Origin of the sequence: Dactylosporangium sp. McL0621, assembly GCF_049995355.1 — a bacterium.
GTDB lineage: Bacteria > Actinomycetota > Actinomycetes > Mycobacteriales > Micromonosporaceae > Dactylosporangium.
Genome location: NZ_CP188259.1, coordinates 1,060,075 through 1,081,990, shown reverse-complemented (window position 1 = coordinate 1,081,990; position 21,916 = coordinate 1,060,075). Strand labels below are relative to the sequence as shown.

Sequence of the window (21,916 nt, the reverse complement as noted above, 5' to 3'; positions counted from 1 at the left end):
GCGCCGGCGGCGGAAGGTTCTAGTAGCGGAAGGTTCTAGTACCAGCCGGAGGACTGGCTGTGCGACCAGGCGCCGCACGGAGTCTTGTACCGGCTCTTGATGTAGTTGAGGCCCCAGCGGATCTGCGTCTCGGGGTTGGTCTTCCAGTCGGCGCCGACGGAGGCCATCTTGCTGCCCGGGACCGCCTGCGGGATGCCGTACGCCCCGCTGCTGCTGTTGGAGGAACTGACGTTCCAGTGGCTCTCCCGGTCCCACAGCTTCTCCAGGCACGGCATCTGGTCGAGCCCGAAGCCGTAGCCGACGAGGACGGCGCAGCCGATCTTCTTGTTGCCCGAGTAGACGTCGCACGAGCTCGGCACGGGGTACTTCGGGGCCGAGTTGGTCGGCGGCGCGCTGGTGCGCGTCTTGTTCCGGCTCGCCTCTTCCTCGGCCTTCTTGCGGGCCGCGTCGTCGGCGGCCTTGGCCTCCGCGGAGGCCTCCTCGGCGGCGGCCTTGGCCTTGGCCAGGGCGTCGGCCTCGGCGGCACTGCCCGGCGAGCGCGACGCGGACGGCGTCGCGGAGGACGAGGAGACGGGGAACGCGGCGGTGTCGGCAGCCTTGACGGCGCTGGCCGAGTCGTCGTCGTGCTGGGTCAGGCCGGCGATCACGAGGCCGCCGACGAGACCCGCGAGGATCACGAGGGCGAATACGGCTCGGATGGTGCCGACCCGGTGCCACAGCCGGATCACAGGGTCATCCATTCGTCGGGGACAGGAACCGGCGCCGCCCCTCGCGGAGCGGGCCCGGACGGGGTGTTACCCACCGCCCGGACCCTTACGCACCGTGAGCGCCTGATGTCCACCTGCGTGGCGTCACGCGCTCGAGACCCACCATCGCCCAGCACGATCGCGGGTGAGAACCCGAACAGTACCTTCTGTGATCCTAATCACGCCGCAATTCGGACGGTTGTCGTCAAGTCCGGCTCGCGACCGCCGATGATCAGCGCTCGAACGGCAGGTCCTCCAGCAGATCGGTGACCACTTCGGCGATCGGAGAACGCTCCGAACGGGTGAGGGTGACGTGTGCGAAGAGCGGATGGCCCTTCAGCGCCTCGATGACCGCGGCGATGCCGTCGTGCCGGCCGACGCGCAGGTTGTCACGCTGAGCGACATCGTGGGTGAGAACCACCCGCGAGTTCATCCCGATGCGGGACAGCACCGTGAGCAGAACGCCTCGTTCGAGGGACTGGGCCTCGTCGACGATCACGAACGCGTCGTGCAGGCTCCGGCCCCGGATGTGGGTCAGCGGCAGCACCTCGAGCATGCCCCGCCCCGCGACCTCCTCCATCACGTTGTCGTGCACCAGCGCCCCGAGCGTGTCGAAGACGGCCTGCGCCCACGGCGACATCTTCTCGGCCTCGTTGCCGGGCAGGTAGCCCAGCTCCTGGCCGCCGACCGCGTACAGGGGCCGGAAGACGATGACCTTCTTGTGCTTGCGCCGCTCCATCACGGCGTCGAGCCCGGCGCACAGCGCCAGCGCCGACTTGCCGGTGCCGGCGCGCCCGCCCAGCGAGACGATCCCGATCGAGTCGTCGAGCAGCAGGTCCAGCGCCACGCGCTGCTCGGCCGAGCGCCCGCGCACGCCGAACGCCTCGCGGTCGCCCCGCACCAGCCGCACCGACTTGTCCGCCCCGACCCGGCCCAGCGCGGAGCCGTTCTGCGAGGTGAGCACGAGCCCGGTGTGCACCGGCAGGTCCCCGGCGCCGTCGAGGTCGAGGGCCTCCCCGGCGTACAGCTGCTTGACCTCGGCCTCGCTGACGCCCAGCTCGACCATGCCGGTCCAGCTGTGATCGGCGGCCGGGCCCGGCTGGTACTCGTCCGCGGCCAGGCCCACCGAGCCGGCCTTGACCCGCAGCGGCATGTCCTTCGTGACCAGCAGGACGTCCTTGCCCTCGGCCTGCAGCGCGAGCGCCACGGCGAGGATCCGGGCGTCGTCGGTGTCGGCCCGGAACCCGGCCGGCAGCACGTGCTGGTCGGCGTGGTTGAGCTCGACCCGCAGGGTGCCCCCGGCGTCGGTCAGCGGCAGCGGCTCGTCCAGGCGGCCGTGCTTGGCCCGCAGTTCGTCCAGGAAGCGCAGCGAGCGCCGCGCGAAGTAGCCCAGCTCGGGGTGGTGCCGCTTACCCTCCAACTCGGAGATGACGACCAGCGGCAGGACGACGTCGTGCTCGCCGAAGCGCAGGAAGGCGCCCGGGTCGGACAGCAGCACGGAGGTGTCGAGCACGAAGGTGCGCCGCGCGGGGACGGGAGTCTCCTCGGCCTTCTTCCGGGTTCGCCGGACGGCCTTGGCGGGCGGGGGCGCCACGGCTGGCGCCGGCTCCGCGGAGGTGGAGGAGGACGATGCTGAGGGACTACGGCGAACGGTCACGGGATCTCCGGGGGCGGGCACCTCGCCGCCCGCACTCGCGTCCTCCGACGCCCGCACGGGGTCGGGTGCTTGGCCCCGTGGCTTCACATGCGTTCGCTCGGTCCGGGCCTCGGATGCCGGGGAAAACCCCCGCCACAGCAATGACGCTAACGGGTACTGGCAAAATCCACTAGATCAGCCAGCCTTTTCCCAGCCGATGGGGTCCGAACACCCGACAACAAGAGCTGGTGCGGCCTGTGGAGGCCGCGCGCACAGCGCTCCCGGCCCCTTCGCTCCCGGACCGCCACCAACGTGTGGGAGGGGGTTCGGGTGGAGCGGAGCTCCCCCGATGGGGAGCGAAGCGCGAAACTCAGGCGCCGTAGCGGCGCTGGCGGTTGGCGTAGGAGCGCAGGGCGCGCAGGAAGTCGGTGCGGCGGAAGCTCGGCCAGTGCACGTCGCAGAAGTAGAACTCCGAGTGCGCGCTCTGCCAGAGCAGGAAGCCCGACAGCCGCTGCTCCCCCGACGTCCGGATGACCAGGTCGGGGTCGGGCAGGCCGCGCGTGTAGAGGTGGTCGGAGATGTGGTCGACGTCGAGGATCTCGGCGAGCTCCTCGATCGTCGTGCCGGCCTTCGCGTGCTCGTGCAGCAGGGAGCGCACCGCGTCGGCGATCTCGCGGCGGCCGCCGTAGCCCACGGCCAGGGAGACCTGGGCGCCGCCGGTGCGCTCGACGGTCCGCTCCTGGGCCGCCTTGAGGGCCTGGGCGCTGGCCGCGGGCAGCAGGTCGAGCGCGCCCACGATGCGCAGCTGCCAGGGGTTGCGGTCGTCGGCCAGGTCGGCCGCCAGGCTCTCGATGATCTGCAGCAGCGGGTCGAGCTCCTGGGCCGGCCGCGACAGGTTGTCGGTGGACAACAGCCACAGGGTGACGTGCTTCACCCCGGCGCCGTCGCACCAGCGGAGGAGCTCCTTGATCCGCTCCGCGCCGACCCGGTGGCCGTCGTTGGGGTCGACGTACCCCATCTCCCGCGCCCAGCGCCGGTTGCCGTCGACGATGACGCCGACGTGGTGCGGTTTCGGCTTGCCGAGCAGCCTCCGGGCGAGACGCTTCTCGTACAACGAATAAACCACGTCACGCAGGCCCACGGCAGAGAAGACTAGCGACCCGGCGGGCGAAGCAACACCGCCAGCCGGGCACCGGACAGTACCGGTTCAGTAAAGTCATGAGCGGCCGGTCACCCGACGAACCGGCCGCTCACCAGCGGCTACTCCTCGCCGAGGCGGGCCCGCAGCGCGTCGAGTTCGGCCCAGAGAACTCCTGGCAACTTCTCGCCGAACTGTTCGAACCACGCCTGGATCTGCGGCAGCTCCGCGCGCCACTCGGCGGCGTCGACGCGCAGCGCCGCGGCCACGTCGTCCTCGGTGAGGTCCAGGCCGGCCACGTCGAGCGCGCCGGGGGCCGGCACCGCGCCGATCGGCGTCTCGACCGCGGCCGCGGTGCCCTCGATGCGCTCGACCACCCACTTGAGCACCCGGGAGTTCTCGCCGAAGCCGGGCCAGAGGAACCGGCCGTCGTCGCCGCGGCGGAACCAGTTCACGTAGAAGATCCGGGGCAGCTTGGCGGCGTCGCCGTCCACGCCCTTGCCCATCTCGATCCAGTGGGCGAAGTAGTCGCCGGCGTGGTACCCGATGAAGGGCAGCATGGCCATCGGGTCGCGGCGCACCACGCCGACCTTGCCGACCGCCGCCGCCGTGGTCTCGCTCGACAGCGTGGCGCCGAGGTAGACGCCGTGCACCCAGTCGCGCGCCTCGGTGACGAGCGGCACGGTGGTCTTGCGCCGGCCGCCGAAGAGGATCGCGTCGATCGGCACGCCGCGTGGGTCGTCGTACTCGGGCGCCAGGATCGGGCACTGGGAGATCGGGGTGCAGAAGCGCGAGTTCGGGTGCGAGGAGAGCTCGCCGGAGTCCGGGGTCCAGTCCTGGCCGCGCCAGTCCGTCAGGTGCGCGGGCGGCTCGCCCATGCCCTCCCACCAGATGTCGCCGTCGTCGGTGAGCGCCACGTTGGTGAAGACCGAGTTGCCCCGCGCGAGGGTGCGCATCGCGTTCGGGTTGGTCTTCCAGTCGGTACCGGGGGCGACCCCGAACAGGCCGAACTCCGGGTTGACGGCGTAGAGGCGGCCGTCCTCGCCGAAGCGCATCCAGGCGATGTCGTCGCCGAGCGTCTCGACCTTCCAGCCCGGGATCGTCGGCTCCAGCATCGCCAGGTTGGTCTTGCCGCACGCGCTCGGGAAGGCCGCGGCGATGTACTTGACCACGCCGTCGGGGCTGGTCAGCTTGAGGATGAGCATGTGCTCGGCGAGCCAGCCCTCGTCGCGGCCGATGACGCTGGCGATGCGCAGCGAGTAGCACTTCTTGCCCAGCAGCGAGTTGCCGCCGTATCCGGAGCCGAAGCTCCAGATCTCCCGGGTCTCGGGGAAGTGGGAGATGTACTTCGTGTCGTTGCACGGCCAGGCGACGTCCGCCTGCCCCTCCTCCAGCGGGGCGCCCACGGAGTGCAGGCAGGGCACGAATGACGCGCCGGAGCCCATCTTCTCCAGCACCGCGGCGCCCATCCGGGTCATGATCCGCATGGAGGCGACGACGTACGGCGAGTCGGTCAGCTCGACCCCGAACATCGGATTGTCGGCGGTGAGCGGGCCCATGCAGAACGGGATGACGTACATCGTCCGCCCCTGCATGCACCCGTCGTACAGCTCGGTCATGCGCCGTTTCATCTCGTCCGGCGCCATCCAGTTGTTCGTCGGCCCCGCGTCGGCCTCGTCGGCCGAGCAGATGAACGTGCGCTCCTCGACCCGGGCCACGTCCGACGGGTCGGTGCGGGCCCAGAAGGAGTTCGGGCGGGCCTCGAGGCGGACCAGGGCCCCGCTTTCGACCAGCTCATCGGTCATGCGGCGCCACTCCGGCTCCGAACCGTCGCACCAGACGACGCGTTCGGGTCTCGTGAGCTCGGCGACCTCGCGGACCCAGGCGAGCAGCCGGGGGTGGTCGGACGGCGCCTGATCCAGGCCGGGCACGGTAACCGGGGCAGACATGCGGTGACTCCTTTGGTCGGCGTTGACCTCGACCCGGCCGGACGGAGCGCCAGAAAAACTGTGCGCAGCAGCGCGGCGCGCGATGGTGCAAGCGCGTCGTGAAAATCCGGCGGGTTTCTCCCAGCCTAGGCCCGCAGGCCGGGACCGGCATCGCGGGACCTTGTGAAAACCTGCACAAGAGCAGGAGACTTTCAACCCCGCTCGCAGAATTGCGCGCGAACTTTTCTTTCAGCGCGCATTACTGCGCAAAGCCTCCGGTGGCTTACCCTTTCCTGCGTGACCGACCTGCAGTCGACGACGCCGCCGCCCTCCCTCGTGCGCAAGCTCTACACACGGTTCGAGGGCCTGGTGCGCGAGGTCGGCAAGTTCGGCACGATCGGCCTGATCACCTTCGTGATCGACACCGCCGTGTTCAACCTGCTGTGGGGGCCGCTCAACACGCTGGTCGCCGGCGCCATCTCGATGACCGTGGCGGCCACCTGCGCGTTCATCGGCAACCGCTTCTGGACCTGGCGCGACCGGGCCCGCACCGACCTGCGCCGCGAGTACGCGCTGTACTTCCTGTTCAACCTCGTCGGCCTGCTGATCGCGCTGACCTGCCTCGGCGTGAGCCACTACGTGCTGGGCTTCACCAGCCAGCTCTCCGACAACATCGCCAAGAACGGGGTCGGGCTCGTCCTGGGCACCCTGTTCCGCTTCTGGTCGTACCGTCAGATCGTCTTCCGCAAGTCGCCGGACGACACCGCGAGCACCCCGGTCGTCACGGGGAGTGAGGCCTCGGGGTGACCTGTCCCGCACTCGGCCTCGGGCCCGCGCGCGAATTTGGTCGCTTACCGTAAGGTTGGCCGGTGCGATTCGCCAGCAGACTCCGCGACCGCTTCCTCCCCGAGCGTTACCACTCGCTCGCGACGGAGCTGTTCAAGTTCGGCGCGGTCGGCTGCGTCAACACGGCCGTCGACTTCATCCTGGTCAACGCCCTGCTGTTCATCGGGCCACTGAAGGCCAAGATCGTCGCGGTGGTCGTCGGCACCGTCGTGTCGTACCTGCTCAACCGCCAGTGGACCTACAAGGACCGCGACAGCGGGAGCGCGCGCCGGGAGTATGTGCTGTTCTTCGCGCTCAACGGCGTCGGCCTGCTCATCCAGGAGGCGGGCCTGGCCGTGGCGAAGTACGGCCTGCACTTCAGCGAGTCCAACCCCGGCGACCGGCTGGCGTTCAACATCGCCAACGCCGCGGGCATCCTGCTGGCGACGTCGTTCCGCTTCTGGGCGTACCGGACCTGGGTGTTCACCCCGGGCAGCACCGAGGACCGCGAGATCGAGGCGCTCGAGGTGGCGTTCTCGGACAGCGTCCCCATCGCCCCCGACGAGCGGCAGATGGAGGAGCTGGAGGCGGCCTTCGCGGACCCCGCGGCCGCCCCGCCGGCGCCCCGACCGGCCGCCGACGAGCTGGAGACCCCCGTCGCGAAGCGCTGACGGGGGCCGCCCGGCCGGGTCTCAGTCGTTCTTGATCTCGTTGACGAGGGCCTCGCGGTCGTCGTCGCCGAAGGTGTGCTTCTGCCGGTCGGCGTCGACCAGCTCGTAGAGCATGCTCTGGGTCTTCTCCACCTGCGGCAGGTCGGTGAGCTGCACCTGGCCCCGCTCGCCGGCCGACTCGATGGTCAGCGTGCCGCAGCCCAGCATCCGCTCGAAGAGCGAGTGCGAGAACGACACGTCGTTGATCCGGCCCATCGGGATGTCGCGGCCGCTGCGCGAGAAGACGCCGCTGCGCATGATCACCCGCTCGTTGGTGAACACGTAGTGCGTGGTCCGCCACCTGATCCACGGCCACACCGTGACCACCACGACGAGCACGAGGGCCACGCCGCCCACGATGAGCATCGGGATCAGGCCCCAGCCCGTGAAGATCGCCAGGACGACGACTGCCGCCACGGCCAGCACAAACCAGACCACCGGCAGGAACAACGCCTTCCAGTGGGGGTGCAGGTGCAGCACCACCTGCTCGTCCTTCGTCAGGACGCTTTCCGGGAACCCCACGCGAAACCCCTCCTCGTTCATGAATGTCGAGGTGAGGCTAGACCCTTACCGCCACCCGGCGGCATTGCCTACCCAGCCGGATCCTGCCGTTAGGTGAGGCACGCATGTACGACATCTCCGGCGGCGACCGAGTGCACAATCTGGTCGCGGCCCGTGACCTGCAGTCTTCCGTCGCCGTCCACGCCCGAGGCGAGCCCTTCGAGCGTCGCGCCCCCGGGCAGCTCCACGGTGACGCGGCGGCCGATGGTTCCGCAGTGGAAGACGTACGCCTCCCGCAGCCCCGACGCCTCCGGGTCGCCGCCGTGCTCGGCGTACCGGCCGTACCACTCCGCGACCGCCCGCAGCAGCGCCCGCAGCAGGGGGTCACGGTCCGTGGCGGCGGCCCCGCCCAGCGCGAGCGACGTGGCATCGGGACGGGGCAGCTCGTCCTCGCGCAGCGTGACGTTGAGGCCGATGCCGAGCACGACCGCGCCGTCGGCCGCCTCGGCGAGGATGCCGGCCGTCTTCCGGTCGCCCTTGAGCAGCAGATCGTTCGGCCATTTCAGGTACGCGTCGACGCGCGCCACCCGCCGCACGGCCTCCGCCAGCGCCACCCCGGCCAGCAGCGGCAGCCAGCCCAGCCGGGCCGGCGGCACGTCGGGGCGCAGCAGCACGCTCAGGGCGAGGCCGGCCCGCGGCGGCGACTGCCACTGCCGGCCCAGGCGCCCCCGGCCCGCGGTCTGCCGCTCGGCGACGATCACCAGGCCCTCGGCCGCGCCCTCCCGGGCGGCCGCGGCGGCGTCGGCGTTGGTCGAGCCCGTCTCCTCCACCACACGCAGCTCCCGCCACAGTGACCCCGGCCCCAGCAGGGCCCGGCGCAGGGCGACCGGCCGCAGCGGCGGCCGGTCGAGGTCGGACCAGGAGCCGGTGGAAATGTTCACAGCTCGACCCTATGTCGGCGCGATTAAGCTGCCGAGGGTGACCACGAAGCAGGCGGACATCCACTCGACGTCGGGCAAACTCGCGGATCTGCAGCGGCGCACCGACGAGGCCGTCCACGCCGGTTCCGCCCGCGCGGTGGAGAAGCAGCACTCCCGGGGCAAGAAGACCGCCCGCGAGCGCATCGACCTGCTGCTCGACCCCGGCTCGTTCGTCGAGCTCGACGAGCTGGCCCGGCACCGGTCCACCAACTTCGGGCTGGAGGGCACGCGGCCGTACGGCGACGGCGTGGTCACCGGCTACGGCACCGTCGACGGCCGCCAGGTGTGCGTGTTCGCCCAGGACTTCACCGTCTTCGGCGGCAGCCTCGGCGAGGTCTTCGGCGAGAAGATCGTCAAGGTCATGGACCTGGCGATGAAGATCGGCTGCCCGGTCGTGGGCATCAACGACTCCGGCGGCGCGCGCATCCAGGAGGGCGTGGTCTCCCTGGGGCTGTACGGCGAGATCTTCTTCCGCAACGTGCGCGCCTCGGGCGTCATCCCGCAGATCTCGCTGATCATGGGCCCGTGCGCGGGCGGCGCGGTGTACTCCCCCGCCGTCACCGACTTCACGGTCATGGTCGACCAGACCTCGCACATGTTCATCACCGGCCCCGACGTGATCAAGACGGTCACCGGCGAGGACATCGCCTTCGAGGAGCTCGGCGGGGCCCGCACGCACAACACGAAGTCGGGCAACGCGCACTACCTCGCGACCGACGAGGACGACGCGATCGACTACGTGCGGGCGCTGCTGTCCTACCTGCCGTCCAACAACATGGACGACGCGCCGGTGTCGGGCTCATCCTCAGGCGCGCCCGCGGTGCTCGAGGTGACCGACGACGACCGCGCGCTCGACTCGCTGATCCCCGACTCGGCCAACCAGCCGTACGACATCCACGCCGTCATCGAGGCCGTCGTCGAGGACTTCCTCGAGGTCCAGCCGCTGTTCGCGCAGAACATCGTGGTCGGCTTCGGCCGCGTCGAGGGCCACCCGGTCGGCGTGGTCGCCAACCAGCCGATGCACTTCGCCGGCTGCCTCGACATCGACGCGTCGGAGAAGGCCGCCCGGTTCGTGCGCACCTGCGACGCCTTCAACATCCCGATCCTCACGTTCGTCGACGTGCCCGGATTCCTGCCCGGGGCCAGCCAGGAGTGGGACGGCATCATCCGCCGCGGCGCGAAGCTGATCTACGCCTACGCCGAGGCGACGGTCCCGAAGGTCACGGTCATCACCCGCAAGGCCTACGGCGGCGCCTACGACGTGATGGGCTCCAAGCACCTCGGCGCCGACCTCAACTTCGCCTGGCCGACGGCGCAGATCGCGGTGATGGGGGCGCAGGGCGCGGTAAATATTCTGTACCGCCAGGAGCTGCGCGACGCCGAGGACCCGGCCGCGCTGCGGGCCGAGCTCGTGCAGGAGTACGAGGACACGCTGGCCAACCCCTACGTCGCGGCCGAGCGCGGCTACGTCGACGGGGTCATCCCGCCGTCCACCACCCGGGTCGAGATCGTGCGGGCGCTGCGGCTGCTGCGCACCAAGCGCGAGACGCTGCCGCCGAAGAAGCACGGCAACATTCCCCTGTAGGCCTACTCCGGCCGGGGCTGGAAGCTGCTCTTGATGAGGGCGTAGATGTTCTGGGCGGTGGCCTGGGTCCACATGTCGGTCGTGCACTCCCAGTAGATGGCCTGGCCGAGGTCGGGGCGGATCCGGCAGCCGAGGTTGGACACGTGCATGTGCCCCTGCGGGCTGTCGTACGTCCACTGCCAGTCGGCGCAGGCCTCGCCGAGGTACGTCACCGGCACGATCTTGAGTTTGTGGTAGTTCGGGTACATGTTGTCGGCCAGCCGCGCGGCCTCCTGCTGCTCCCAGTCCTTGACCGGATCGCCCTTGAACGGCTTGTCGGTGGTGTCGATGCCGACCCGCATGCCGGGCACGATGTTGGACTCGTAGTAGACCATCGTGTCCGACGTCGGGTGCGGCTTGCGGCTCCAGCCGACCGGCAGGGCCAGCTTCCAGCCGAACTCGGGATCGGTGATCCACTCGAAGCCGTCCGGCAGCTGGATCTCGTCGCCGCCGATGTTGCCCCGCACGATCGGCGACCTGGTCGTGACCGCCGTCGCCGACGTCGGCTCCGAGGCCGGGGCGGACGCGGCCGCGAGCGCGGTGCCCTGCGGGCCGCCGGCGCCGCGGTCCCCCCTGTCGCCGGAGTCGGCCAGCAGCAGCACCGCGGTGACCACGAGGGCCACGACGGCCGCGGCCGCGGCGACCCAGCGCCAGGGCGACGTCCGGGGCACGGTGCGGTCCAGGTCGTCGTCGGCGGAGTGCAGCGGGACGAGCTGGTAGCCGTCGCTGTTGCTGTTGCTCGTCGCCGCCGGTCGCGGGCCGGGCCCGAAGAACGAGATCAGGTCGGGCGAGACGTTCGCGGGGGCGCCGGGCTCCCGGCCGGCCGGCGCGGCCGCGGGGGCGGCGGCCGCGACGGGCCGCAGGCTCCCGCCGGAGGTCGAGCCGGAGTGGCCCTCGCGCGAGCGGCGCGGCCGGGGCAGGGCGGGCATGCTCCACCAGGCTCGGCCCTCGCCGGACAGGGCGCGCTGGAGCAGCCGCTCGGTCTCGGCCGTCCCGGCCCGGGCCCGCGGGTCCTTGCGCAGCAGGGCGGCCAGCACCGGCTTCAGCACGCCGGCCCGGGCGGGCGGGTCGGGCTCCTCGGTGGCCAGGGCGGTCAGGGTGGCGTACGTCGTCGAGCGCGCGTACGGCGAGCGGCCCTCGACCGCGGCGTACAGCGTGGCGCCGAGCGACCACATGTCGGCCTCGGGGCCCGAGGTGCCCTCGCGGGCGCGCTCGGGCGAGATGTACTGCGGCGAGCCCAGGATCAGCCCCGGCCGGGTCACGGCGCCGTCGCCGCCCTCGAACACGGCCAGGCCGAAGTCGGTAAGCACCACCCGGCCCGTGTCGGCCAGCAGCACGTTGCCGGGCTTGACGTCGCGGTGCAGGACCCCGGCGGCGTGCGCGGCCCGCAGCGCGCCCAGCACGGCGAGGCCGATCCCGGCGACCCGCTCGGCCGGCAGCGGGCCGTCCTCGGTGATCACCTGGTGCAGCGAGCGGGACGGGACGTACTCCATGACGATCCACGGCGCCTGCTCGGTGTGCACCACGTCGTAGATCCGCACCACGTTGGCGTCGTTGAGCCGCGCCGCCGCCCGCGCCTCGCGCAGGGTGCGCATCCGCAGCTCGTCGCGCTCCTCCGGGGTCAGCCCCGTGGGCGGGATGACCTCCTTGACGGCCACGTCGCGGCGCAGCATCTCATCGCGGGCCAGCCAGACCCGGCCCATGCCACCGGAGCCGAGCTGCTCGATCAAGCGGTAGCGCTCGGCGACCAACGCCCCGGGGTAGGTCATCACCAAGCAACGTACCCAACGCATGCACCTCCGAAAAACCCCGGTTCTGGTGAAGATCTCAAGGTCAGTCGGTGCGGGAGCGCAGCACCATGATGAGCAGGATCAGCAGACCGAGCCCGACGAGCCCGGCCCCGATGAGCGCGACCGGCAGAACCCGGACCGTGTCGAGGACCTTCTGCTGGGTCGGGCCCGCCTTGCCCATGTCGAACGTGACGGTGACGACGACGGTGTACTCCTCCGTGTCCTGCGCGTTGTCCGCGCCGACCTGGACCACCCCGGGGATCGCCAGCGGCCCGCTGCCCGGGTTCGGGTCGACCGAGCCGGCGAACGAGACCTGCGCGTTCTTGGCCGCCGGGGCCTGCAGCGGCTGCACCGTGCACTTCGTCGGGCTCAGGAAGCCCAGCGGCGCCGGCAGCGAGGCCTCGCCGTTGTCGTCGCCGCCGAGCACGGCCCGGCCGCTCGAGCCGTCCTCGCAGTCGATGTCCACGACGAGCGCCCCGGCGCGTCCGGCCGCGCTGCCGGCGAAGCGCACGGTGAGCTGGAGCTGCCGGGCCGGCTCGAAGGTGTACGTGGCCGTGCACTTCGCGGCCGCGTCGGCCTTGCTCAGCGGTACCGCCGCCGCCGCACCCTCGTCGGTGCCGGACGACTCGCCGGGGTCGCAGGCGAACGAGCTCAGCCGCCAGCCGCCGTCCACCGTCGAGAGCGGCGCGATGGGCGTGACCAGGTATTCGGCGAACGTCAGCGACCCGGGCACGTCGCCCTGGGCCACCGCCGGCTCGCCCACCGCCGCCGTGGTCGCCACGCCGGACCAGCCGGCCAGACCCTGCTTGCGCGGCGTGACCGCGAACGCGGCGGCCGCGGTGCCGCCGATGGTGACCGCGCGCAGCTCGATCGCGCCGGCCTTGCGGGTGACCCGTAGCGCGCAGTCGGTCGGGGTGGTCGACAGCGTGACGGTGACCGTCATCGCGTCGGGCTTGAGCTCCTGGTCGCCGCAGCCGACGCCGGCCAGGCTCCACGCGGCGGCGGCGTCGCCGGCCGGGGCGGTGAGCGTGACCGCGTAGGCGCCGGGCAGCAGCGTGCCGAGGTCGGCGCCGGTCGCGACGGACGCGGAGCCGTCGCCGGTGGCGGTGGCGCTCAGGTGCCGGGGCGGGCCGCCGGCCGGGTCGGCGACCGCGAGGTCGAAGGCGCCGCCGGCGGTGTCGGAGTACAGCCGCAGCGTCAGCCCGGGCGCGGCGGGCGGCGGCGTGAAGGTGAACGTGCACGTGACGACCTCGCCCGCGGCGAGCGTGACGGTCGCCGCGGCGGTCGGCACGTCGGTCGTGGTCAGGCTCCGCCCGGCGCCGGTCTTCGTGCAGTCGACGCCGGCGACGGTCCAGCCGGCCGGCGGGTGCGCCACGACGGTGCCCGGCGCGCCGCCCGCGCTGCGCACGAAGGTGGCGTCGGTCTTGGCGTCGATGTCGACCCGCCGCTGCGGGTTGTAGCTCGGGCTCGCGTCGAACGTGAAGCGCTGCGGGTAGCCGGGGCCGGTCGTGGTGCGGGCCCGCACGATGAGGGTGCCGGTCGGCTGGGCGCCCTTGACGTAGTACGCGTAGCAGAAGACGTGCCGCGCGCCCGCCGGGAAGCCGACCCACTGCACGTTGGCGCCGGCGTGGCCGTCGATGCCGCAGCGCAGGACGCCGAAGCCGTAGCCGCCCGCGCCGGCCAGCAGCGGGTCGCCGGGGCTGCCGCCCTGCGCCCAGAGCTGGTGGCGGGCGGCCGCCTTGGCCTGCTCGTCGGTGAGCGTGACGGTGACCGCGCCGTCGATCGTCTGGCCGGACTTCTGCCCGGTGCGGCCGAGCAGCGGGGCGGCGGCCGCGGTCGGCCCCGAGCCGGTGGCCGGGGTCGTGACGGTCGACAGGGCGCTCTTCTTCTCGTGCCCGGCGCCGAGCGAGAACTGCCACCCGTTCAGCGGCGTGCAGCCGCCGGAGCTGGCCGCCTCGACGCCCGGGTCGACCTCGTCGCCGTCGTGGTACGCGCTGTCGCGCCCGGCCGGCGCCGCGCTCTCGGCGTTGTCGTCGCGCACCCGGTTGCCCATGACGCTCTGGTAGCTGTCGCAGGCCCGGGCCACGAAGGTGACCTGGTAGTGCAGGGACGCGGAGATCGAGGCGGGCGCCTCGCCCTCCCGCGCCGACGCCGGAGCGGCCGCGGTGACCAGCACAACAGCGACAATTATCGATATGGTCGCACAGACTCGGCGACCCAGGACGTTTGTCAATGCGTCCCCCAATTCGCCATCGACACGCGCTCCGTTGGGAACGAGTATGCGCCGATGAGGTGTGCGAATGCTCGCAGGACGGCAACGTTTCGCGAACGTATGCTGTCGGGACGCGATGTGTTCGGGAGGCTTACGTGGCCGAGGAGCCGCTGTTCAGGGTGGTACGCGGGACGCCGACGGCCGAGGAGGTGGCCGCGATCGTGGGCGCGCTGTTCAGTCTCGCTCCCGCGCCGGCGGCCCCGGCTCGTCCGCGGTCACGGTGGGCGCTGAGCGCTCGTCCGGGTCAGCCTCGTCGCTGGCGCTGACCCCGCCGTTGGTGCCGCGCCGCCGCGGGATGGCGATCGGCGGCAGGGCCGGCCACCGGCGCGCCTCCCGCTCCAGCTGCAACCGCTCCGCCGCCTGCGGGTCGGGCAGCTCGGTGACCAGCTGCTGGCCGCACGAGCGGCAGGTGAGCGCGGCCGTCGGGATGCGGTCGAGGCAGTACGGGCAGTTGCGCAGCTCCAGCGAGCGGCCGCGGTCGACCCCGATGAGCGTCATGAACTTGATGACGACGAAGAGACCGACGGCGAGCAGCAGGAACTGGAGCAGGTCGTTGAGGAACGTGCCGTACCGGATCGGCGTGTGATGCACCGTGATCGCCAGGTTCTTGAAGTCCGGCTCGCCGGCCACGGCCGCGATGGCCTGCAGGAACAGGTTGGTCACGAACGACTGGACCAGGGTCGCGAACGCCGTGCCGATGATGAACCCCAGCGCCAGGTCGAGGACCGTGCCCCCGATGGCGATCGCCTTGAACTCCGCCCACAGCTTCCGCACGGACATAGATCGTAGTTCGCTAACGTTGCGGCCGTGAGAACGTTCATCCTCGCCTCGGCGAGCCCCGCGCGGCGGAAGCTGCTCGCCCAGGCCGGCATCGCGGCCACGACTGTCGTGAGCGGCGTCGACGAGTCCGTGGTCCAGGCCGGCGACGCCGGCACCCTGGCCGGCACGCTGGCCGGGATGAAGGCCCGCGCCGTGCTGCCCTCGGTCGCCGGCACCGACGCCCTCGTGCTCGGCTGCGACTCGGTGCTCGGCTTCGACGGCGAGATCCTGGGCAAGCCGGAGTCGGCCGCGGCGGCGGCGGCCCGCTGGCGGGCGATGCGGGGGCGCTCGGGCGTGCTGTACACCGGGCACTGCCTGCTCGACGCGGCCACCGGCGCCGCGGCCGAGGAGGTCGTGGCCACGACTGTGCACTTCGCCGACCCGGACGACGACGAGATCGCCGCCTACGTGGCCACGGGCGAGCCGCTGGAGGTGGCGGGCTCCTTCACGATCGACGGCCGCGGCGGCGCGTTCGTCGCCGGCATCGAGGGCGACCACACGAACGTGGTGGGCCTGTCGGTGCCGACCCTGCGCCTCCTGCTGGCCCGGCTGGGCGTCCCGATCGTCTCCCTCTGGGGCGCGTGACACTCTTTGGTCATGACCAAAGAGACGCTCGCGCTGACCCCGGCCCTCCACGACTACGTGGTGGCCAACGGCAGCACCCCCGACGAGATCGTCCACGACCTGATCGAGGAGACGGCGCGGGTCCTGCCGGCCGAGCAGGGCATGCAGATCGCCGCGGAGCAGGCCGGCTTCATGACCCTGCTGACCCGCACCGTGGGCGCCCGCAACGCGGTCGAGATCGGGACGTTCACGGGGCTGTCGTCGATCGCGATCGCCCGCGGCCTGGCCGAGGGCGGCCGCCTGACGTGCTTCGACGTGTCGGACGAGTACACGAAGATCGCCCGCCGCTACTGGGACCGCGCGGGCCTGGCCGACCGGATCGAGCTGCGCATCGGCCCGGCGTCGCAGACCCTGTCGACGCTGCCGGCCGAGCCGCACCTGGACCTGGTCTTCATCGACGCCGACAAGACCGGCTACCTGGACTACTGGGAGCAGCTCGTGCCCCGCATGCGCCCGGGCGGCCTGATCCTCGTGGACAACGTCCTGCGCCACGGCCACATCGTCGACCCGGACCCGCGCGACGAGGGCACCGTGGCCATGGTCGAGTTCAACCGCCACGTCCTGGCCGACGCCCGGGTGGAGTCGGTACTGCTGCCGATCGCGGACGGCCTAACGATCGCCCGCCGGGTCTAGGCCCTGCCCTGCCGATCATGCCGGCCTGCGCCGGGCCCAGATTCCCCCTGCGCGCACCCCGCGAAGGCCGGGTTACAACACCGGTAGCCAGGCCTCCGCGGGGCACACGCAGGCGAAATCTGGACCTCGTCTCGGCTCGACATGATCGGCAGGGCAGGACCTAGGCCGGGCTCGTCAGCGGCCGGGTGATCCGGTCCAGCCGCAGGACCGCCGCGGCCGAGAGGGCCACGAACACCGGCACCAGCAGGAACGCCGGGTGCGGGCCCACCCGGTCGGCCAGGGCGCCCAGCGCGAACGGGGCCAGGCCGAAGGAGACGCCGACGGCGGCGGACGCGCGGGCCGCGGCCAGGTCCGGCTGGCCGTCCGAGTGGGCCAGGGCCAGGCCGATGCCCAGGGGGTAGTGCAGGCCCATGCCCGCGCCGCACACGCACAGGCCGGCCATGGCCAGCCACGGGGTGCTCGTCACCCAGAAGATCGCGAAGCCGGCCAGGCTCACGCCCAGCGCGGCCAGCAGCATGCGCGACGGGCGGAAACGGAGCAGGAGACGGCCGCCGGCCAGGCGGCCCGCCACCATCCCGGCGATCAGGGCCGACACCGCCGCCGTGGCCACACCCGCCGAGACGTGGGCGTGCTCGCGCAGGACGTCGCTGCCCCACAGCGTCAGGCAGATCTCGACCGAGCCGGTCGCGAAGAGACTTATCAGCGCCAGCCAGAACGCGACCGGCAGCCGGCGGTGGGCGACCCGCGGGGCGCCGAAGCCGGCGGGCTCCGGCGGGCGGACGCCGTGGGCCCGCGCGTACCAGGCGATGCCCAGCACCGGCACCACGACCACCGCGAGGCCGAGCCGCCAGCCCCAGCCGGCCGCGAAGGTCGCGCCCACCACGAGCGGCGCCACGAGGCCGAGCGCCGCCGCGGCCGCGTTCGCCTCGCTGATCGCGGCCGGGGCGGCGGTGCCGTGGTGGTCGGTCAGGCCGGCGTTGATGGCGTTGACCTCGAGCGCGGAGCCGGTGCTGGCCAGCGTGGCGAACGCGAGGGTCAGGGCGAGGTGGTGCGCGGTGTACATGCCGACGGCGGCGGCACTGATGCACGCGAGCCCGATCCAGACGAGCCGCCCGCGGCCGAGCCGGCGGGTCAGGCCCGGCAGCATCAGGCCGCCGACCACACCGCCGACCGCGAACGCGGTGCCGTGCAGCCCGGCGAGGGTGCGGCTGATGTGCAGCTCGTCCCGCAGGATCGGCGCGACCGGGCCGAAGCCGTAGAGGAAGTAGACCCACAGGGCGAGCTGGACGTACATGACCCAGGTGAGCCGATCACGAACGAGACGAGGCACGGCGCAAACGCTGTCATGCGCCTCACCGCCGCGGAAGGGTCCGCGACGGTGAGGCTCATTACCGGTACAGCCGAATCCCGGGCGACCTCAGCGAACGCCCTTGGCGAAGGCCCGCGACGCCCACACCACCGTGATCAGGGCCAGGCCGCCGATGACGACCGCGGCCTGCCAGACCGAGTCGGCGCCCGGGTGGCCGTCGAAGAGCGCGCGCACGCCGTCCACGGCCCAGGAGAACGGGTTCCAGTCGGCCACCGTCTTGAGCCACTTCGGGGCCCAGGTCAGCGGCAGGAGGATGCCCGCGGTGAGCAGCAGGGGCTGGGTGATGGTGTTCAGCAGCGGGGCCAGGGCGTCCTCGCTGCGCAGCTTGAGCGAGATCGCGTAGGAGAAGGCCGAGAGCATCAGCGAGATGACCGCCATCAGCGCGAACGCGCCGACCACGTCCAGGGCGTTCACGCGCAGGCCCACCGCGACCCCGATGAGCACGATCAGCAGGCCCTGGAACAGCAGCGACACCACGTCGCGCAGGGACCGGCCGATCAGCAGGGCGAAGCGGCTGACCGGGGTCACGCGGCTGCGCTCGATGACGCCGGCGCGCAGCTCGGCGATGAGGCCGAAGCCGGTGAACAGCGAGCCGAACATGGCCAGCAGGACCAGCAGGCCGGGGACGAACACCTGGTACGCCTCGGCGTTGGTCTGCACGCCCAGCGCCGGCTTGAGCAGCGGGGCGAAGAGCAGCAGGTAGAACAGGGGCTGGATGACGCCGACGATCAGCCAGACCGGGTTGCGCAGCATGAGCTGCATCTGGCGCTGGAAGACGAGCCACGTGTCGCGGAGGAACTTCATCGGTCAGCTCTCCCTCAGGGAACGGCCGGTCTTGGTGAGGAACACGTCGTCGAGGCTCGGGCGGTGCAGCTCCATCTCGCCGAGCGTCACGCCGGCGTGGTCGAGCAGGCGCAGGATGTGCGGGATGGCGGTGGCGCCGTCGGTGACGTACAGCCGCAACCGCCCGTCCACGCGGTCGACGTTGCGCACGTAGTCCTGGTTGGCGAGCAGGCCCATCGCGGTCTCCGAGCTGCCGTTGACGCCGACCGTGACCACGTCGCCCGCCACCTCGCGCTTGAGGGCGTCGACGGTGCCCTCGGCGACGATCTCGCCGTTGTCCATGATCGCGATGCGGTCGCACAGGGCGTCGGCCTCGTCGAGGTAGTGCGTGGTGATGAAGACGGTCATGCCCTCGTCGCGCAGGCGGCGCACCTCGTCCCACATGTGGGCGCGGCTCTGCGGGTCGAGGCCGGTGGTCGGCTCGTCGAGGAAGACGATCCGCGGCTCGTGGATGATGCCGAGCGCGATGTCGACGCGGCGGCGCTGGCCGCCGGAGTAGGTCTTGCAGCGGCGGTCGGCGTACTCGCTCAGCTGGAACGCCGCCAGCGCCTGGGTCACGCGCCGGTGCGCCTCGGCCTTGCCGATGCCGTAGAAGCGCGCCTGGAGCACGAGCTCCTCGCGCGCGGTGCTCTCGTCCCACGTGCTGCCGCCCTGGGCGACGTAGCCGATGCGCCGGCGCACCTCGCCCGGGTCCTTGAGCAGGTCGGTCCCCGCGATGGTGGCCTCGCCCCCGTCGGGCGTGATGAGCGTGGCCAGCATGCGCAGCGTGGTGGTCTTGCCCGCGCCGTTGGGCCCGAGGAAGCCGAAGATCTCCCCCTCCTTGACGGAGAGGTCGACGCCGCGGACGGCCTCGACGACCTTCTTCTCCCGACCGGCGCGGGAGCGGAACGACTTGCGCAGGCCCCTCGTCTCGATCATGGTCCGTCCCCCTGTCTGAGTGTTCGCAGGGAGACTGTAACGCGATATAGTTTTGTGGGTCAAGCTTGAGTATGTCGCGTACTACTCGTCCTCGTCGTCGACCGGCTCGCCGTACTCGGCCCGGATCGCCCGGCGCCACTCCTCGGCGCCGTGGCCCTCGGGGTGTTCGCTGTGGTGATCGCCCTCGCCGGCCTCGATGCGGGCGGCGATGTCGTGGCACCAGCGGGCCTCGGCCTCGCAGCGCGCCATGGTGAGCTCGAACTGCCAGCCCACGTGCGGCGGCTTGTGCTCCATCCACTTGTCGGCATTGTCGCGATAGGACGTGACCCAGCCCTCGAGCAGCCGGGCCCGGGCCCGCAGCGCGCCGACCGCCTCCGCGCGGGGCAGGCTGGGCAGGAACGCGAAGGCGGCCAGGAACGGGTCCTGCGGCTCCTGGTACTCCCACCAGTACCGCCGCAGCAGCGCCTGATACTCGGCCGTGCCCGGCGTGGTGAGCCGGTAGAGGGTGCGCGCCGGCCGGTTGTTCACCTGCTCGGTCGCGACCTCCTCGAGCAGGCCCTCCTCGGTCATCTTCCGCAACGCGTGGTAGATCGAGCCCGGCTGGACGTTGGCCCAGCTCTCGACGTTCCAGCTGGTCAGCTCCTTGCGGATGTCGTAGCCGTGGACCGGCTGGAGGTACGACACGAGGCCCAGGATCATCAGGCGCGTAGTGGACACGACATAAGCGTAATAGGAAAAGTTGACTAGTGCCGGGAGTGATTTTCTTGGCAACGGAAAGTGTCGGACCCTGGGCATAGACTGCCTGCGTGCGCAAGGTACTGATCGCCAACCGGGGCGAAATCGCCGTTCGGGTCATCCGGGCCTGCCGCGACGCGGGCCTGGCCAGCGTCGCCGTCTACGCCGACTCCGACCGCGACGCGCTGCACGCCCGGCTGGCCGACGAGGCCTATGCGCTCGGCGGCGACTCGGCCGCCGAGACCTACCTGCGCATCGACAAGCTCGTCGACGTGGCCGCGCGGGCGGGCGCCGACGCGGTGCACCCCGGCTACGGGTTCCTGTCCGAGAACGCGGACTTCGCCCAGGCCGTCATCGACGCCGGGCTCACCTGGATCGGGCCGAGCCCGCAGTCCATCCGCGACCTCGGCGACAAGGTCACCGCCCGGCACATCGCCCAGCGCGCCGGCGCCCCGCTCGTGCCGGGCACCCCCGAGCCGGTCGCCGACGCCGACGAGATCGTCGCGTTCGCGCGGGAGCACGGCCTGCCGGTGGCCATTAAGGCGGCCTTCGGCGGCGGCGGGCGCGGGCTCAAGGTGGCCCGCACGCTGGAGGAGATCCCGTCGCTGTTCGAGTCGGCCGTCCGCGAGGCGGTCGCCGCGTTCGGGCGCGGGGAGTGCTTCGCCGAGCGCTATCTCGACCGGCCCCGCCACGTCGAGGCGCAGGTGCTCGCCGACCAGCACGGCAACGTGATCGTGGTCGGCACCCGCGACTGCTCGCTGCAGCGGCGGCACCAGAAGCTCGTCGAGGAGGCGCCGGCGCCCTTCCTCACCGACGGCCAGCGCGCGCAGATCCACGAGTCGGCCAAGGCGATCTGCAAGGAGGCCGGATACCACGGGGCCGGGACGGTGGAGTACCTCGTCGGCAACGACGGCACCATCTCCTTCCTCGAGGTCAACACCCGGCTGCAGGTCGAGCACCCGGTCAGCGAGGAGACCACCGGCATCGACCTGGTGCGCGAGCAGTTCCGCGTCGCCGACGGCGAGAAGCTGCGCTTCGACGCCGACCCCGCCCCCCGCGGGCACGCGATCGAGTTCCGCATCAACGGCGAGGACCCCGGCCGCAACTTCCTGCCCGCCCCCGGCACCGTCACCGCGCTCGTCCTGCCGACCGGCCCGGGCGTGCGCGTCGACACCGGCATCGAGTCGGGCAGCGTCATCGGCGGCAACTTCGACTCGCTGCTGGCCAAGGTCGTCATCGTCGGCGAGACCCGCGCGCAGGCGGTCGAGCGGGCCCGCCGGGCCCTCGACGAGATGGTCGTCGACGGCATGGCGACCGCGCTGACGTTCCACCGCAAGGTGCTGCGCGACCCGGCCTTCACCGATGAGCCGTTCCGTGTGCACACCCGCTGGATCGAGACCGAGTGGGTAAACGACGTGCCGGCCTTCGCCGCGCCGGCCGAGGCCGCCGCCGAGCCCGCCGCGCGCTCGACCGTAGTCGTCGAGGTCGGCGGCAAGCGGCTCGAGGTCTCGCTGCCCGGTGGGTTCGGGTCCGTCGGCGCGACCGCGCCCGCCGCGGCCCCGCGCAAGCGCGCCGGCGCCAAGAAGGCCGGCGCGACGGCGAGCGGCGACGCGCTGACCAGCCCGATGCAGGGAACGATCGTGAAGATCGCGGTGGCCGAGGGGGACACCGTCGCCGAGGGCGACCCGATCGTGGTGCTCGAGGCGATGAAGATGGAGCAGCCGCTCAACGCGCACAAGGCCGGCGTGGTGACCGGGCTGGCGGCGGCGGTGGGCGAGGTCGTGTCGGCGGGCGCGGTCATCGCGGAGATCAAGTCGTAGGTCCC

At 71.9% G+C, this 21,916-nt stretch carries 19 protein-coding genes and 1 pseudogene; 7 read left to right on the top strand and 13 right to left on the bottom strand.

Going from position 1 to position 21,916, the window contains the following annotated elements; genetic code table 11:
- Window positions 1-35 precede the first annotated feature (35 nt).
- From ACPPVO_RS05035 to ACPPVO_RS05020, 4 genes are all read right to left on the bottom strand, one after another.
- Complete coding sequence (locus ACPPVO_RS05035) at window positions 36-728, bottom strand: lytic transglycosylase domain-containing protein (RefSeq protein ID WP_426510098.1); 693 nt, start codon at window positions 726-728, stop codon at window positions 36-38.
- 250 nt (window positions 729-978) lie between these two features.
- Window positions 979-2,340: a PhoH family protein gene (locus ACPPVO_RS05030; protein WP_426510097.1), complete on the bottom strand. Its 1,362-nt coding sequence runs from the start codon at window positions 2,338-2,340 to the stop codon at window positions 979-981.
- Between the two features lie 412 nt (window positions 2,341-2,752).
- A complete protein-coding gene (locus ACPPVO_RS05025) occupies window positions 2,753-3,523 on the bottom strand; it encodes an isoprenyl transferase (protein ID WP_360379969.1) in 771 nt (256 codons plus the stop codon).
- A 119-nt stretch (window positions 3,524-3,642) separates the two neighbouring features.
- Window positions 3,643-5,469, bottom strand: coding sequence for a phosphoenolpyruvate carboxykinase (GTP) (locus ACPPVO_RS05020; protein WP_426510096.1), 1,827 nt, complete (start codon window positions 5,467-5,469; stop codon window positions 3,643-3,645).
- 276 nt (window positions 5,470-5,745) lie between these two features.
- Between ACPPVO_RS05020 and ACPPVO_RS05015 the strand changes: the two genes are divergently transcribed.
- Both ACPPVO_RS05015 and ACPPVO_RS05010 read left to right on the top strand, forming a co-directional pair.
- On the top strand, window positions 5,746-6,255 hold the full coding sequence (locus ACPPVO_RS05015; RefSeq protein WP_426510095.1) for a GtrA family protein: 510 nt from the start codon (window positions 5,746-5,748) through the stop codon (window positions 6,253-6,255).
- A 62-nt stretch (window positions 6,256-6,317) separates the two neighbouring features.
- Complete coding sequence (locus ACPPVO_RS05010) at window positions 6,318-6,944, top strand: GtrA family protein (protein ID WP_426510094.1); 627 nt, start codon at window positions 6,318-6,320, stop codon at window positions 6,942-6,944.
- Window positions 6,945-6,965: 21 nt separating this feature from the next.
- On the opposite strand, the gene ACPPVO_RS05005 is transcribed toward ACPPVO_RS05010, so the two are convergent.
- Complete coding sequence (locus ACPPVO_RS05005) at window positions 6,966-7,505, bottom strand: PH domain-containing protein (protein ID WP_360379979.1); 540 nt, start codon at window positions 7,503-7,505, stop codon at window positions 6,966-6,968.
- A gap of 89 nt (window positions 7,506-7,594) precedes the next feature.
- Complete coding sequence (locus ACPPVO_RS05000) at window positions 7,595-8,419, bottom strand: biotin--[acetyl-CoA-carboxylase] ligase (protein WP_426514540.1); 825 nt, start codon at window positions 8,417-8,419, stop codon at window positions 7,595-7,597.
- On the opposite strand from ACPPVO_RS05000, the gene ACPPVO_RS04995 reads away from it, so the two are divergent.
- Window positions 8,418-10,049 (top strand): acyl-CoA carboxylase subunit beta, encoded by a 1,632-nt coding sequence (locus tag ACPPVO_RS04995; RefSeq protein ID WP_426514539.1) that lies wholly within the window; start codon window positions 8,418-8,420, stop codon window positions 10,047-10,049. The two genes, ACPPVO_RS05000 and ACPPVO_RS04995, sit on opposite strands and share 2 nt — an antisense overlap.
- A gap of 2 nt (window positions 10,050-10,051) precedes the next feature.
- Here the strand turns inward: ACPPVO_RS04995 and ACPPVO_RS04990 are convergent, their stop codons facing one another.
- Together ACPPVO_RS04990 and ACPPVO_RS04985 are read right to left on the bottom strand one after the other, a co-directional pair.
- A complete protein-coding gene (locus ACPPVO_RS04990; protein WP_426510093.1) occupies window positions 10,052-11,857 on the bottom strand; it encodes a serine/threonine-protein kinase in 1,806 nt (601 codons plus the stop codon).
- 64 nt (window positions 11,858-11,921) lie between these two features.
- Window positions 11,922-14,054 carry a prealbumin-like fold domain-containing protein gene (locus ACPPVO_RS04985; protein ID WP_426510092.1) on the bottom strand — a complete coding sequence of 711 codons (2,133 nt, stop codon included), beginning with the start codon at window positions 14,052-14,054 and terminating at the stop codon, window positions 11,922-11,924.
- A 191-nt stretch (window positions 14,055-14,245) separates the two neighbouring features.
- On the opposite strand from ACPPVO_RS04985, the gene ACPPVO_RS04980 reads away from it, so the two are divergent.
- A complete protein-coding gene (locus ACPPVO_RS04980; protein WP_426510091.1) occupies window positions 14,246-14,416 on the top strand; it encodes an acyl-CoA carboxylase subunit epsilon in 171 nt (56 codons plus the stop codon).
- Window positions 14,417-14,702: 286 nt separating this feature from the next.
- Here ACPPVO_RS04980 and ACPPVO_RS04975 read toward each other — a convergent pair.
- A pseudogene (locus tag ACPPVO_RS04975) lies at window positions 14,703-14,930 on the bottom strand (MscL family protein); the annotation flags it as partial.
- A gap of 27 nt (window positions 14,931-14,957) precedes the next feature.
- Here ACPPVO_RS04975 and ACPPVO_RS04970 point away from each other — a divergent pair.
- Together ACPPVO_RS04970 and ACPPVO_RS04965 are read left to right on the top strand one after the other, a co-directional pair.
- A complete protein-coding gene (locus tag ACPPVO_RS04970) occupies window positions 14,958-15,554 on the top strand; it encodes a Maf family protein (RefSeq protein ID WP_426510090.1) in 597 nt (198 codons plus the stop codon).
- 12 nt (window positions 15,555-15,566) lie between these two features.
- Complete coding sequence (locus ACPPVO_RS04965) at window positions 15,567-16,226, top strand: O-methyltransferase (protein ID WP_426510089.1); 660 nt, start codon at window positions 15,567-15,569, stop codon at window positions 16,224-16,226.
- Window positions 16,227-16,386: 160 nt separating this feature from the next.
- Here ACPPVO_RS04965 and ACPPVO_RS04960 read toward each other — a convergent pair whose 3' ends face one another.
- From ACPPVO_RS04960 to ACPPVO_RS04945, 4 genes are all read right to left on the bottom strand, one after another.
- The gene (locus ACPPVO_RS04960; protein WP_426510088.1) at window positions 16,387-17,556 is read right to left on the bottom strand and encodes an MFS transporter; all 1,170 of its coding nucleotides are present in this window, start codon (window positions 17,554-17,556) and stop codon (window positions 16,387-16,389) included.
- Between the two features lie 87 nt (window positions 17,557-17,643).
- Window positions 17,644-18,399, bottom strand: a complete 756-nt coding sequence (locus ACPPVO_RS04955) for an ABC transporter permease (RefSeq protein ID WP_426510087.1) — start codon at window positions 18,397-18,399, stop codon at window positions 17,644-17,646.
- 3 nt (window positions 18,400-18,402) lie between these two features.
- Entirely contained in the window at window positions 18,403-19,356 is a 954-nt protein-coding gene (locus tag ACPPVO_RS04950) for an ATP-binding cassette domain-containing protein (RefSeq protein ID WP_426510086.1), read from the bottom strand.
- Between the two features lie 81 nt (window positions 19,357-19,437).
- The gene (locus ACPPVO_RS04945) at window positions 19,438-20,073 is read right to left on the bottom strand and encodes a PadR family transcriptional regulator (protein WP_426510085.1); all 636 of its coding nucleotides are present in this window, start codon (window positions 20,071-20,073) and stop codon (window positions 19,438-19,440) included.
- An 89-nt stretch (window positions 20,074-20,162) separates the two neighbouring features.
- Here ACPPVO_RS04945 and ACPPVO_RS04940 point away from each other — a divergent pair, with 89 nt between their 5' ends.
- Window positions 20,163-21,911, top strand: coding sequence for an acetyl/propionyl/methylcrotonyl-CoA carboxylase subunit alpha (locus ACPPVO_RS04940; RefSeq protein WP_426510084.1), 1,749 nt, complete (start codon window positions 20,163-20,165; stop codon window positions 21,909-21,911).
- Window positions 21,912-21,916: the final 5 nt, after the last annotated feature.